Source organism: Pseudomonas sp. P8_241, assembly GCF_034008315.1.
Lineage (GTDB): Bacteria > Pseudomonadota > Gammaproteobacteria > Pseudomonadales > Pseudomonadaceae > Aquipseudomonas.
Window position 1 is genome coordinate 724,586 of the sequence record NZ_CP125377.1, and the last position, 14,112, is coordinate 738,697.

9 protein-coding genes and 2 tRNA genes are annotated in these 14,112 nt (G+C 59.1%); 9 read left to right on the forward strand and 2 right to left on the reverse strand.

The annotated features are described in order from the left end of the window. Nucleotides 1-80: 80 nt before the first annotated feature. Together QMK58_RS03195 and QMK58_RS03200 are read right to left on the reverse strand one after the other, a co-directional pair. Nucleotides 81-167 (reverse strand) — tRNA-Leu (locus QMK58_RS03195). 168 nt (nucleotides 168-335) lie between these two features. Continuing rightward, nucleotides 336-422 (reverse strand) — tRNA-Leu (locus QMK58_RS03200). A 224-nt stretch (nucleotides 423-646) separates the two neighbouring features. On the opposite strand from QMK58_RS03200, the gene rnr reads away from it, so the two are divergent. The 9 genes from rnr to QMK58_RS03245 all read left to right on the forward strand — a co-directional run bounded on the left by rnr (nucleotide 647) and on the right by QMK58_RS03245 (nucleotide 14,060). Next, nucleotides 647-3,274 carry a ribonuclease R gene (rnr, locus tag QMK58_RS03205; RefSeq protein WP_053153711.1) on the forward strand — a complete coding sequence of 876 codons (2,628 nt, stop codon included), beginning with the start codon at nucleotides 647-649 and terminating at the stop codon, nucleotides 3,272-3,274. Further along, nucleotides 3,271-4,038 carry a 23S rRNA (guanosine(2251)-2'-O)-methyltransferase RlmB gene (gene rlmB / locus QMK58_RS03210; protein ID WP_053153714.1) on the forward strand — a complete coding sequence of 256 codons (768 nt, stop codon included), beginning with the start codon at nucleotides 3,271-3,273 and terminating at the stop codon, nucleotides 4,036-4,038. Before rnr ends, rlmB begins: the two co-directional genes overlap by 4 nt. Nucleotides 4,039-4,341: 303 nt before the next feature. Continuing rightward, nucleotides 4,342-4,764, forward strand: coding sequence for a 30S ribosomal protein S6 (gene rpsF / locus QMK58_RS03215; RefSeq protein ID WP_003217491.1), 423 nt, complete (start codon nucleotides 4,342-4,344; stop codon nucleotides 4,762-4,764). A 28-nt stretch (nucleotides 4,765-4,792) separates the two neighbouring features. Further along, entirely contained in the window at nucleotides 4,793-5,023 is a 231-nt protein-coding gene (gene rpsR, locus QMK58_RS03220) for a 30S ribosomal protein S18 (protein ID WP_002551829.1), read from the forward strand. 36 nt (nucleotides 5,024-5,059) lie between these two features. Next, entirely contained in the window at nucleotides 5,060-5,953 is an 894-nt protein-coding gene (locus QMK58_RS03225; protein ID WP_053153717.1) for a hypothetical protein, read from the forward strand. 19 nt (nucleotides 5,954-5,972) lie between these two features. Further along, nucleotides 5,973-6,419: a 50S ribosomal protein L9 gene (gene rplI / locus QMK58_RS03230; RefSeq protein ID WP_034149636.1), complete on the forward strand. Its 447-nt coding sequence runs from the start codon at nucleotides 5,973-5,975 to the stop codon at nucleotides 6,417-6,419. A gap of 108 nt (nucleotides 6,420-6,527) precedes the next feature. After that, nucleotides 6,528-7,925 (forward strand): replicative DNA helicase, encoded by a 1,398-nt coding sequence (gene dnaB / locus QMK58_RS03235; RefSeq protein ID WP_053153720.1) that lies wholly within the window; start codon nucleotides 6,528-6,530, stop codon nucleotides 7,923-7,925. Between the two features lie 191 nt (nucleotides 7,926-8,116). Beyond that, nucleotides 8,117-10,420 carry a YgiQ family radical SAM protein gene (locus tag QMK58_RS03240; RefSeq protein ID WP_053153723.1) on the forward strand — a complete coding sequence of 768 codons (2,304 nt, stop codon included), beginning with the start codon at nucleotides 8,117-8,119 and terminating at the stop codon, nucleotides 10,418-10,420. A gap of 364 nt (nucleotides 10,421-10,784) precedes the next feature. Beyond that, on the forward strand, nucleotides 10,785-14,060 hold the full coding sequence (locus QMK58_RS03245; RefSeq protein WP_320395858.1) for a transglutaminase family protein: 3,276 nt from the start codon (nucleotides 10,785-10,787) through the stop codon (nucleotides 14,058-14,060). Nucleotides 14,061-14,112 lie beyond the last annotated feature (52 nt).

A 14,112-nucleotide genomic window follows, 5' to 3' on the forward strand; every position in this document is an offset into this window, starting at 1 on the left:
TCTAGCAGGGGGGCCAGAAACGCAAAAACCCGCTTTCGCGGGTTTTTGTGAAATCCAGGGTCGTAACCTTGGATTTGAATTGGTGCCCAGAAGAAGACTCGAACTTCCACGACCTTGCGGTCACCAGCACCTGAAGCTGGCGTGTCTACCAATTTCACCATCTGGGCAATCATCTTCAGCGTTGCCGCTGTTGATGTGGCGCACTATACGGAGCGTGTTTTGATCTGTAAACCCCTGATTTTAAAATTAATAAAACAAAGGTTCAGAATGCAAAAAACCCGCTTTCGCGGGTTTTTGTGTGAGCCTTGAAATTGATCTAATCTCAAGCTCGAAATTGGTGCCCAGAAGAAGACTCGAACTTCCACGACCTTGCGGTCACCAGCACCTGAAGCTGGCGTGTCTACCAATTTCACCATCTGGGCAGTATCAACAACGTATCCGTCGTCGATGGCGCGCACTATACGGAGGGTCCTTTTAACTGTAAACCCCCGGGATCAAAAAAACCTGGAAAATTTCGCCAGCGGTCTTCAAACCAGCATTGCGGTGTCGATAATGGGCTTCAGAAGGGGCGTCTTAGCCTGAAATTTCCCGTTTCATTACGCCTATGCCAAACTAACCCGTATATAGACAAGGTGAAAACTCTCTAATGGCCGATTGGCAGTCCCTCGATCCCGAGGCCGCTCGTGAAGCGGAAAAATATGAAAACCCTATTCCTAGCCGCGAACTGATCCTTCAGCACCTTGCTGATCGGGGTTCGCCTGCTAACCGCGAGCAGCTGGTCGAAGAGTTTGGTCTGACCACAGAAGACCAGATCGAAGCCCTGCGCCGCCGTCTGCGCGCCATGGAGCGCGATGCTCAACTTATCTACACCCGTCGTGGCACTTATGCGCCGGTGGACAAGCTCGACCTGATCCTCGGTCGTATCAGCGGTCACCGTGACGGTTTCGGTTTCCTGGTGCCGGACGATGGCAGCGACGACCTGTTCATGAGCCCGGCGCAAATGCGCCTGGTATTCGACGGTGACCGTGCGCTGGCCCGCGTTTCCGGCCTGGACCGACGCGGTCGCCGCGAAGGCATGATCGTCGAAGTGGTGTCCCGCGCTCACGAAACCATCGTCGGCCGTTACTTCGAAGAGGGCGGCATCGGTTTTGTCGTTGCCGACAATCCGAAGATCCAGCAGGAAGTGCTGGTGACGCCGGGTCGTAACGCCAACGCGCAGATCGGTCAGTTCGTCGAGGTGAAGATCACCCACTGGCCGACGCCACGCTTCCAGCCGCAAGGCGACGTGGTTGAAGTCGTGGGTAACTACATGGCGCCGGGCATGGAAATCGATGTCGCCCTGCGTACCTATGACATTCCTCACGTCTGGCCTGATGCCGTGCTCAAAGAGGCTGCCAAGCTCAAGCCGGAAGTCGAAGAGAAAGACAAAGAGAAGCGCATCGACTTGCGCCATCTGCCGTTCGTCACCATTGACGGCGAAGATGCTCGCGACTTCGATGACGCGGTCTATTGCGAAGCCCGTCCGGGCAAGCTGCGCCTGTTCTCCGGCGGCTGGAAGTTGTACGTGGCGATTGCCGACGTATCAAGCTATGTGAAGCTAGGTTCGGCACTCGATGCCGAGGCCCAGGTTCGCGGCAACTCGGTGTACTTCCCCGAGCGCGTGATCCCGATGCTGCCTGAGCAGCTGTCCAACGGCCTGTGCTCGCTGAACCCGCAAGTTGACCGTCTGGCCATGGTTTGCGAGATGACCATCTCCAAATCCGGCGAAATGACTGACTACTGCTTCTATGAGGCGGTTATTCACTCCCATGCCCGTCTGACCTACAACAAGGTCAGCGCCATGCTGGAAACGCCGAAAGCCACCGAGGCGCGCAAGCTGCGTGGCGAGTACACCGACGTGGTGCCGCACCTCAAGCAGCTCTACTCGCTGTACAAGGTGTTGCTGGCCGCACGTCACGTGCGTGGTGCAATCGATTTCGAGACTCAGGAAACCCGGATCATCTTCGGTACCGAGCGCAAAATCGCCGAAATCCGCCCGACCGTGCGCAACGATGCCCACAAGCTGATCGAGGAATGCATGCTGGCGGCCAACGTGGCCACCGCCGAATTCCTCAAAAAGCATGAAATTCCGGCGTTGTACCGCGTTCACGATGGTCCGCCACCTGAGCGTCTGGAAAAGCTGCGCGCCTTCCTCGGCGAACTCGGCCTGTCCCTGCATAAAGGCAAGGACGGCCCGTCGCCGAAGGATTACCAGGCACTGTTGGCCGGCATCAAGGATCGTCCGGATTTCCATCTGATCCAGACGGTTATGCTGCGTTCGTTGAGCCAGGCGGTGTACAGCGCCGACAACCAGGGCCACTTCGGCCTGAATTACGAGGCGTACACCCACTTCACTTCGCCGATCCGCCGCTACCCTGACTTGCTCACGCACCGGGCGATTCGCAGCGTGATCCACTCGAAGCAGAACACCCCGCACGTTCGCCGTGCCGGTGCGATGACCATTCCGAAGGCGCGCATCTATCCGTACGACGAAGCGGCCCTGGAGCAGCTCGGCGAGCAGTGCTCGATGAGCGAGCGCCGTGCCGACGAGGCGACCCGCGACGTTGTGAACTGGCTCAAGTGCGAGTTCATGAAGGATCGTGTGGGCGAGTCGTTCCCGGGTGTGATCACGGCGGTAACCGGTTTTGGCTTGTTCGTCGAGTTGACCGATATCTACGTCGAAGGCCTGGTGCACGTCACCGCGCTGCCGGGTGATTACTATCACTTCGACCCTGTGCACCACCGCCTCGCCGGTGAGCGTACCGGTCGCAGCTTCCGCCTTGGCGATACAGTTGAAGTGCGGGTCATGCGCGTCGATCTCGACGAGCGCAAAATCGACTTCGAGATGGCTGAAAACACCATCAACGCACCGATCGGTCGCAAGAAGCGTGGCGCCGAAACCGCGGCACCTGCTTCCAAGTCCGCCGCAGAACCGGCGCCGGCGAAAACCGGTCGTCGTCCTGTCAAGGAAAAGGCTGTCGAAGCCTATCGTCCAAGCGATGCAGCGGCGAAAAACGCCGAAGTGCGCAAAAGTCGTGAAATGAAACAGGCGTTGCTCGCCGGTGCGAAAAGCGGCGGTAAAGCGGCGTCTGGGGGAAAGACCAGTCGGTCGGCGGCTGACAACGCTGTCGGCGGCAAGCCAGCCAAACCGAGCAAGCATCGTAAAGGCCCGCCAAAAGCGGGCTCGGCCCCAGCCAAAAGCGGCGGGGCGCGTAAACCTAAGGCCAAGTCATGAGTCAGTTGGAAAAGATCTACGGAGTACATGCTGTAGAAGCGTTGCTGCGTCACCACCCCAAACGCGTCAAGCAGATCTGGCTGGCCGAAGGTCGCAGTGATCCGCGGGTTCAGACCCTGATCGAACTGGCCAACGAAAATCGTGTTCAGGTCGGCCAGGCTGAGCGTCGCGAAATGGATGCCTGGGTAGAAGGTGTGCATCAGGGCGTGGTTGCGGACGTCAGTCCGAGTCAGGTCTGGGGTGAGGCGATGCTCGACGAGCTGCTGGATCGCACCGATGGCGCGCCGCTGCTGTTGGTGCTCGACGGCGTGACCGATCCGCACAACCTTGGCGCTTGCCTGCGTTCTGCCGATGCGGCGGGTGCGTTGGCGGTGATCGTGCCGAAGGACAAATCAGCGACGCTGACTCCGGTTGTACGAAAAGTCGCCTGCGGTGCAGCGGAAGTGATTCCGCTGGTTGCGGTCACCAACCTGGCGCGCACTCTGGAAAAACTCCAGCAGCGCGGTTTGTGGGTAGTGGGTACGGCGGGAGAGGCCGAGGTCAGCATTTATGACCAGGACCTGACTGGCCCGACCATCCTGATCATGGGCGCCGAAGGCAAGGGCATGCGTCGCCTGACCCGTGAGCATTGCGATTATCTGGTGAACCTGCCGATGGCCGGTAGCGTCAGCAGTCTCAACGTTTCCGTGGCGACGGGCGTATGCCTGTTCGAGGCGCAGCGTCAGCGCAGTGCCAAAGCCAAGACGGCTGCCAAGAAGTCCTGATCCACGCCCCACTGTAGGAGCGAGCCGGCTCGCGAAGGACTCAAGATCGCCGCGGAGAATCAGTTTCCCCGCGTGATCGTTGACGACCTTCGCGAGCATGCTCGCTCCTACTGTGCTGTGTCGTCTCGGTGACTGCTCAAATAATCACCAATTACCTTGCGCCTCCTTCGCCCCTTCTCTACAATTGCGCCCCTTGCTGTGATGGCAGGCACCTACGTGTCTAGCGTCCGCAAGTCCATAAGTGTCATTCACTCCTTGTCTGACCGCTTTTGAGCGGCAGGCTACAACCCGTAAGGAGCATTCATGCGTCATTACGAAATCATCTTTTTGGTCCACCCGGATCAAAGCGAGCAAGTCGGCGGCATGGTTGAGCGTTACACCAAGCTGATCGAAGAAGACGGCGGCAAAATCCACCGTCTGGAAGATTGGGGCCGTCGTCAACTGGCCTACGCAATCAACAATGTTCACAAGGCTCACTACGTGATGCTGAACGTTGAGTGCACTGGCAAGGCCCTGGCCGAGCTGGAAGACAACTTCCGCTACAACGATGCAGTGATCCGTAACCTGGTCATCCGTCGCGAAGAAGCCGTTACCGGCCAATCCGAGATGCTCAAGGCTGAAGAAAACCGCAGTGAGCGCCGTGAGCGTCGCGACCGTCCTGAGCACGAAGGCGCTGAAAGCGCTGATAGTGATGACAGCGACAACAGCGATAACGCTGACGAGTAATCCACGGACCTTTTAAGGAGCCTATCAAATGGCACGTTTCTTCCGTCGTCGTAAATTCTGCCGCTTCACCGCTGAAGACGTGAAAGAGATCGATTACAAAGATCTCAACACTCTGAAAGCTTACGTATCCGAGACCGGCAAAATTGTTCCAAGCCGCATCACCGGTACCAAAGCTCGTTATCAGCGTCAGCTGGCCACCGCTATCAAGCGCGCCCGCTTCCTGGCCCTGCTGGCCTACACCGACAGCCACGGCCGCTGAGACCGGGCAGTCGACACGTAGCAAAGGATTGAATGCATGCGTGCCATAGCTGAGTTCATCATGCGCGGCCGTATGCAGGCCACTCTCGTAGTGGCTGGATGCGCGGCATTGCCGTTGTTGTATTGGTTGGGTGCTGCCGCTGGATGCCTTGTGCTCCTGCGGCGCGGATTGAAGGACGCCATAGGCGTTCTTGCTCTGGGAATGCTGCCGGCCTTGGCCTGGTGGCTCTACTCCGACGACCCACGGGCACTTCTGGTGCTGCTGGGGTCTGCGAGCCTTGCGTTGGTTTTGCGCGCAAGCGAGTCCTGGAACCGCGTGCTGCTGGTCAGCATAGCGATGGGAGTGGTGTTTTCAGTGGTGCTGGGGACGGCTTTTGGTCCTCAGATCGAGATGCTGGCGCAGGCTTTGATCAAGGTCATGCCTTCGCTACTCGGTGATGTCTACCAGAAGTTGTCGGTAGACGAGCAAGCGCGTTTCGCGTCCCTGATTGCACCAGTCCTGACCGGCCTGATTGCGGCCTTGTTGCAAATCGTCAGTGTGCTGAGCCTGCTTGCCGGGCGCTACTGGCAGGCGTTGTTGTACAACCCGGGTGGTTTTGGTCGCGAGTTTCGCGCCATCCGATTCCCGCTTTTGCCGGCGATGTTGCTGCTGGCGTGCATGCTTCTGGGGCCCAATCTTGGTTCGCAGATGGCCATGTTGACGCCGTTGTGCAGTGTACCGCTGATGTTTGCCGGGCTGGCCCTGATTCACGGGCTGGTGGCGCAAAAGCGACTGGCCAGGTTCTGGCTGGTGGGGTTGTACGTCACGCTGTTGCTGTTCATGCAGCTGATCTATCCGTTGCTGGTGGTCCTGGCCATCGTCGACAGCCTGATTGATTTTCGCGGTCGTTCGGCACCGAAAGATGCCGATAGCGCGAACGGTGAAGGTTAAAAGTTAAGAGGATTTTCACATGCAACTGATCCTTCTGGAAAAAGTCACCAACCTGGGCAACCTGGGTGACAAAGTGAACGTTAAGGCTGGTTACGGTCGTAACTACCTGCTGCCTTACGGCAAAGCTACCGCTGCGACCCCAGCCAACCTGGCTGCGTTCGAAGAGCGTCGTGCTGAGCTGGAAAAAGCAGCAGCAGATCGTAAATCGTCGGCTGAAAGCCGCGCTGCCCAACTGGCCGAGCTGGAAGTGACTATCACTGCCACCGCTGGCGACGAAGGCAAGCTGTTCGGTTCGATCGGTACTCACGACATCGCTGACGCACTGACCGCCTCCGGCGTTGAAGTGCAGAAGAGCGAAGTTCGTCTGCCGAACGGCACCATCCGCAACGTAGGCGAATTCGACGTGGCCGTGCACCTGCACGCCGAAGTTGAAGCCACCGTACGCGTTGTCGTGGTAGCAGCTTAAGCAGCACTTGTCGGCTGGCACCCTCGGGTGCTTGCCGGTAACATCGGGCACGATCCTGTTTACAGGTCGTGCCCTTTGTCTTTCTGATTCCTCCAATTTCAAGTGGCCATGAACGAAATCTCCGCTCCTGAGCAATACGATCTGCAAACCGCCGCGCTGAAAGTGCCGCCGCATTCCATCGAAGCCGAACAGGCTGTACTCGGTGGTCTGATGCTGGACAACAACGCCTGGGAGCGTGTGCTCGATCAAGTCTCCGACGGCGATTTCTATCGACATGACCACCGCCTGATCTTCCGTGCGATCGCCAAACTGGCCGATCAGAACTCCCCGATTGACGTCGTGACCCTTGCCGAGCAACTGGACAAGGAAGGTCAGACGTCGCAGGTCGGTGGCCTCGGTTACCTTGGCGAGCTGGCGAAAAACACACCGTCCGTCGCCAACATCAAGGCTTATGCGCAGATCGTCCGTCAACGCGCGACGTTGCGCCAGCTGATCGGCATCAGCACCGAGATCGCCGACAGCGCTTTCAACCCGGAAGGTCGCACTGCCGAGGAGATCCTCGACGAAGCGGAACGCCAGATCTTCGCGATTGCCGAGGCCCGGCCGAAAACCGGTGGCCCGGTGGGTGTGAACGATTTGCTGACCAAGGCCATTGATCGCATCGACACGCTGTTCAACACTGACAACGCCATTACCGGCCTGTCCACTGGCTACACCGATCTTGATGAAAAGACCAGCGGCCTGCAGCCGGCTGACTTGATCATCGTCGCCGGTCGTCCGTCGATGGGTAAAACCACCTTCGCGATGAACCTGGTGGAAAACGCCGTACTGCGCAGCGACAAGGCTGTTCTGGTGTATTCCCTCGAGATGCCAGGCGAATCGCTGGTCATGCGTATGTTGTCGTCCCTCGGTCGGATCGACCAGACCAAGGTGCGTTCCGGTCAGTTGGAAGATGACGACTGGCCGCGCCTGACATCGGCGGTGAACCTGCTCAACGACCGCAAGCTGTTCATCGACGACACCGCCGGTATCAGTCCGTCGGAAATGCGTGCGCGTACCCGGCGTCTGGCGCGTGAGCACGGTGAGATCGGCCTGATCATGATCGACTACCTTCAGTTGATGCAGATTCCAGGTTCCGGCGGCGACAACCGAACCAACGAGATTTCTGAAATCTCGCGCTCCTTGAAAGCCTTGGCCAAGGAGTTCAACTGCCCGGTGGTGGCGCTGTCCCAGCTCAACCGTTCCCTCGAGCAGCGACCGAACAAAAGGCCGATCAACTCCGACCTCCGGGAATCCGGGGCGATCGAGCAGGACGCCGACGTGATCATGTTCGTTTATCGTGACGAGGTGTATCACCCGGAGACCGAGCACAAAGGCATTGCCGAGATCATCATCGGCAAGCAGCGGAACGGGCCGATCGGTTTTATTCGTCTGGCCTTTATCGGCAAGTACACCCGATTCGAGAACCTGGCGCCGGGTAGCTATAACTTCGATGATGACGAGTAAGGTATTTAGTGTCCTGAAAGGCCCCATCGCCGGCAAGCCATCTCCTACAGGGGGGGGCGTCGTACCTGTAGCAGCACGCTTGCTCGCGATAGGGGCGACGCAATTTCCGACCATAGCCGTCGGAATTGGTCAAAAAATGTGCTATATTCCGCGCCCGCGAAATTCAATGAAAGCCAACACCGGTTATCGACATGCAAGCAGCCAAGCCGTTATTTGACTATCCCAAGTACTGGGCCGAATGTTTCGGGCCAGCGCCGTTCCTGCCCATGAGCAGGGAGGAGATGGATCAGCTCGGCTGGGATTCCTGCGACATCATCATTGTCACCGGTGATGCGTACGTCGACCACCCGTCGTTCGGCATGGCGATCATCGGCCGGCTGCTGGAGTCCCAGGGCTTCCGCGTCGGGATCATTGCCCAGCCGAACTGGCAGTCCAAAGACGACTTCATGAAGCTCGGCGAGCCGAACCTGTTCTTCGGCGTCGCGGCCGGCAACATGGATTCGATGATCAACCGCTACACTGCCGACAAAAAAATCCGCTCCGATGACGCCTACACTCCCGGCGGCATGGCGGGCAAACGTCCGGACCGCGCGAGCCTGGTTTACAGCCAGCGCTGCAAGGAAGCCTACAAGAACGTGCCGATCGTACTCGGTGGCATCGAAGCTTCCCTGCGTCGCATCGCCCACTACGATTACTGGCAAGACAGGGTTCGCAACTCGATCCTGATCGACGCCTGCGCCGACATCCTGCTCTACGGCAACGCCGAACGTGCGATCGTCGAAGTCGCCCAGCGTCTGTCCTACGGTCACAAGATCGAAGACATCACCGATGTGCGCGGCACCGCGTTCATTCGTCGCGACACGCCGAAAGACTGGTACGAAGTCGATTCCACGCGCATCGACCGTCCGGGCAAGATCGACAAGATCATCAACCCGTACGTGAACACCCAGGACACCCAGGCCTGTGCCATCGAGCAGGAAAAGGGTCCGGTCGAAGATCCGCAGGAAGCCAAGGTCGTACAGATTCTGGCCAGCCCACGCATGACCCGTGACAAGACTGTGATCCGTTTGCCGTCGGTTGAGAAAGTCCGTGGCGATGCGGTGCTGTATGCCCACGCCAACCGGGTACTGCACCTGGAAACCAACCCGGGCAATGCCCGCGCGCTGGTACAGAAGCACGGCGAAGTCGACGTCTGGTTCAACCCGCCGCCGATTCCGATGACCACCGAAGAAATGGACTACGTGTTCGGCATGCCTTATGCGCGCATTCCGCACCCGGCGTACGGCAAGGAAAAAATCCCGGCCTACGACATGATCCGTTTCTCGGTGAACATCATGCGTGGCTGCTTTGGCGGCTGCACCTTCTGCTCGATCACCGAGCATGAAGGCCGGATCATCCAGAACCGTTCGCACGAGTCGATCATTCGCGAAATTGAAGAAATTCGTGACAAGGTCCCGGGCTTCACCGGCGTCATCTCCGACCTCGGCGGCCCGACCGCGAACATGTACCGCATCGCCTGCAAGAGCCCGGAAATCGAATCCGCGTGCCGCAAGCCATCCTGCGTGTTCCCTGGCATCTGCCCGAATCTGAATACCGACCACTCGGCGCTGATTCAGCTGTACCGCAGCGCCCGTGAGTTGCCGGGCGTGAAAAAGATTCTGATCGCATCCGGCTTGCGTTACGACCTCGCGGTCGAGTCGCCGGAATACGTTAAAGAGCTGGTGACTCACCACGTCGGTGGTTACCTGAAGATCGCCCCGGAACACACCGAGGAAGGTCCGCTCAACCAGATGATGAAACCGGGCATCGGCAGCTATGACAAGTTCAAGCGCATGTTCGAGAAGTACTCCAAGGAAGCGGGCAAGGAGCAGTACCTGATTCCGTACTTCATCGCCGCCCACCCGGGCACCACCGATGAGGACATGATGAACCTGGCGCTGTGGCTCAAGGGCAACGGCTTCCGTGCCGACCAGGTGCAGGCGTTCTACCCGTCGCCGATGGCCACCGCCACTGCGATGTACCACTCGGGCAAGAACCCGCTGCGCAAGGTCACTTACAAGAGTGACGCGGTGACTATCGTCAAGAGCGAAGAGCAGCGTCGTCTGCACAAGGCGTTCTTGCGTTATCACGACCCTAAAGGCTGGCCGATGCTGCGTGAGGCACTGACACGCATGGGCCGCGCGGACCTGATCGGGCCGGGCAAGAACCAGTTGATTCCTTTGCATCAGCCGTCAACTGACAGCTACCAGAGCGCCCGTCGCAAGAATTCGACGCCGGCCGGCAGCCACAAGGTTGCAGGGGAAAAGACCACCAAGATCCTGACCCAGCACACCGGCCTTCCGCCGCGTGCCAGCGATGGCGGCAACCCGTGGGACAAGCGCGAACAGGCCAAGGCGGCGGCGTTTGCCCGCAACCAGCAGGCAGCCAAAGAGCGCAAGGACGCCGCCAAGGGCAAAGGCCCCAAGCCGACCCGCAAACCGGTCGTTCCGCGCTAATCCGCACTTGAGCTGAAAAGAACGCCAACCTTCGGGTTGGCGTTTTGCATTTCTGGCATAAGAAAGGTGTTGAAGCCATAGGCCTCATCGCTGGCAAGCCAGCTCCCACAAGGAGCTTCAATCGCCACAGTTTTGTGAACGGCAGATAAACCGGGGGGAGCTGGCTTGCCCGCGATGAGGCCGGTTCATTCAACCTTTCAGCAACTGCTCGCCACATTAAGGCGCAACTACCTCAATCCATTTCCTCGCATCGCCCGATTTTGGTGCTGTACTGCCTCCAGTAACCGGAGAAAGCGCCAGCGCTGCTGGGTGGCATAAGTCTTGCGCGCTTTCGAATACGCTTAGGGCTCGCAGGAGGCACGCCGTGTCGATTCATGTCGCATTGCACCACGTCACGCATTACCGCTATGACCGCGCTGTCGAGCTCGGCCCGCAGATCGTTCGTCTGCGTCCCGCCGCTCACAGCCGCACGCGGATTCTGTCTTATGCGCTGAAGGTCTCGCCCGAACAGCACTTCATCAACTGGCAACAAGATCCGCAGGGCAATTACCTGGCGAGGCTGGTGTTCCCGGAGAAAACCGAGGAGCTGCGCATTGAGGTCGATCTGCTGGCCGAAATGGCGATCTTCAACCCGTTCGATTTCTTCCTCGAACCTTATGCAGAGAAAATCCCCTTTGCTTATGCCGCCGATGAGCGCAAAGAGCTGGCCCCGTATCTGGAAACCTTGCCGCTGACGCCGACGTTCAAGGCCTATCTGGATGGCATTGATCGCACCCCTCTGCCGGCCGTTGATTTCCTCGTCGCGCTCAATCAGCGCCTGAGCGATGACATTGATTACCTGATCCGCATGGAACCGGGCGTACAAACGCCTGAACACACCCTCGTGCAGGCGTCCGGTTCCTGTCGCGATTCCGCCTGGTTGCTGGTTCAGTTGCTGCGCAATCTGGGATTGGCGGCACGTTTCGTCTCCGGTTACCTGATCCAGTTGACCGCTGATGTCAAAAGTATCGACGGCCCGTCCGGCACTGAAGTGGACTTCACCGACCTGCACGCCTGGTGCGAAGTGTATTTGCCCGGCGCCGGCTGGATCGGCCTGGATGCGACTTCCGGGCTGTTTGCCGGCGAAGGACATATTCCGTTGGCCTGTAGTCCCGATCCGTCGTCAGCGGCACCGATCAGTGGCCTGGTGGAACCTTGTGAGTGTGAATTCAGCCACGAAATGTCCGTGGAGCGGATTTGGGAGGCGCCGCGGGTTACCAAGCCCTACACCGACGACCAATGGCTGGCGATCCAGGCCCTGGGTCGGCAGATCGATGCCGACCTGCTGGAAGGCGATGTGCGCTTGACCATGGGCGGCGAACCGACCTTCGTGTCCATCGACGACCCGGATGGTGCCGAGTGGAATACAGCGGCACTGGGGCCGAACAAGCGGCAGCTGTCCGCCGAACTGTTCCAGCGCATGCGCAAGCGTTATGCACCGCAGGGCCTGGTGCATTTCGGTCAGGGCAAATGGTATCCGGGCGAGCAATTGCCACGCTGGTCTCTCAACTGCTATTGGCGCCGTGATGGCGTGCCAATCTGGCAAAACAATGCGTTGGTCGCCGATGAACAGGAAGATTACGGCGCCGATGGGGTGCTGGCCGGGCGTTTTCTGGCGAGCGTTGCCGAACGACTGAAAATTCCGACGCGCTTTGTATTTCCGGCCTACGAAGACAATTTCTACTACCTCTGGCGCGAAGGGACGTTACCGCAGAACGTCAGCGCCGAAGACTCTCGGCTGGAAGAGCCGCTGGAGCGTGCGCGGCTGCGTAAAGTCTTTAGCCAGGGCCTGGACAAGGTCATCGGCCAGGTCCTGCCGCTGGCGCGTACCGCCAAGGGTGATCAATGGCAGAGCGGTCGCTGGTACCTGCGTGACGAGCATTGCCGATTGGTGCCCGGGGATTCTGCGTTGGGCTATCGTTTGCCGCTGGGTTCGCAGCCATGGGTGAAAGCGGCAGAGTATCCGTTCATTCATCCGCAGGATCCGAATCAGGATTTCCCGCCGCTGCCGGATACGGCGCAACTTCAAAGCCAGGGTGCGGCTGCTGAAACTGAAGATCGAGCGCCAAAGATCGATGAGTCGGCAGACTGGCTGACCCGCACCGCGCTGTGTGCCGAAGCTCGGGAAGGGCGGTTGTACCTGTTCATGCCGCCGCTGGAACGCGCCGAGGATTATCTCGAGCTCGTCGCCGCCATCGAGGCCACCGCTGAAGAACTGCGTTGCCCGGTGTTGCTTGAAGGTTACGAGCCGCCGAGCGATCCGCGATTGAGTAACTTGCGCATCACGCCGGACCCCGGTGTGATCGAGGTCAACGTACAACCATCCGCGTCGTGGGATGAGTTGGTGGAGCGCACCGAATTTCTCTATGAAGAAGCGCGGCAGACCCGCCTGACCACCGAGAAATTCATGATCGACGGCCGGCACACCGGAACCGGCGGAGGTAATCATTTCGTACTGGGGGGCGCGACACCGGCTGACTCACCGTTTCTGCGTCGCCCGGATCTGCTGCGCAGCCTGATCAGTTATTGGCATAACCACCCGTCATTGTCCTACCTGTTTTCCGGATTGTTCATCGGCCCGACATCCCAGGCGCCGCGTGTCGATGAAGCGCGCAACGACGCCTTATATGAGCTGGAAATCGCCTTTGCGCAGATGCCCGAACCCGGTGAGGAATGTCCTCCATGGTTGGTGGACCGATTGCTGCGCAACCTGCTGATCGATGTCACCGGCAACACCCACCGAGCCGAGTTTTGCATCGACAAACTCTACTCGCCGGACGGCGCCACCGGCCGTCTCGGCCTGTTGGAATTGCGCGCTTTTGAAATGCCTCCCCATGCACGCATGAGCCTCGCTCAGCAGCTTTTGCTGCGGGCACTGGTCGCACGATTCTGGCGTGAACCCTATGCGCCGCCAAAACTGGCGCGCTGGGGCACCGAACTGCACGATCGTTTCCTGTTGCCGCACTTTATCGAACAGGATTTCGCCGACGTTATCGTCGATCTCAACGCCGCCGGGTATCCTGTGCGGGCCGAGTGGTTCGCCGCGCACCTTGAGTTTCGCTTTCCCAAGGTCGGCGACTACGCCGTCAGTGGCATCGCACTGGAGCTGCGCCAGGCACTGGAACCGTGGCATGTGTTGGGCGAGGAAGGCGCGGTCGGTGGCACGGTGCGTTACGTGGATTCTTCGCTTGAACGTTTACAGGTCAAGCTCACCGGTCTGCCACCCCAGCGTTATCTGTTGACCTGCAACGGCATTCCCGTGCCCTTGCAACCCACCGGACGTGTAGGTGAATTCGTCGCGGGCGTGAGATTTCGCGCCTGGCAACCGGCGAACTGTCTGCAACCGACTATTGCGGTGCATGCGCCCTTGGTATTCGACTTGCTCGATACCTGGATGGGACGGTCGCTGGGCGGTTGCCAGTATCACGTCGCCCATCCCGGGGGACGCAATTACGACAGCCTGCCGGTCAATGCCAACGAGGCCGAGAGCCGGCGCATGGCGCGTTTTTTCCGTATCGGACACACGCCTGGGAAACTTCCTATCCCCAATCTGGAAATCAACGACGAGCTGCCGATGACTCTCGATTTACGACGTTTCTAAACCGTACGCGACGTTCGGATTTTTCGTATATCCGGGCGTCACGAGCCTGCGT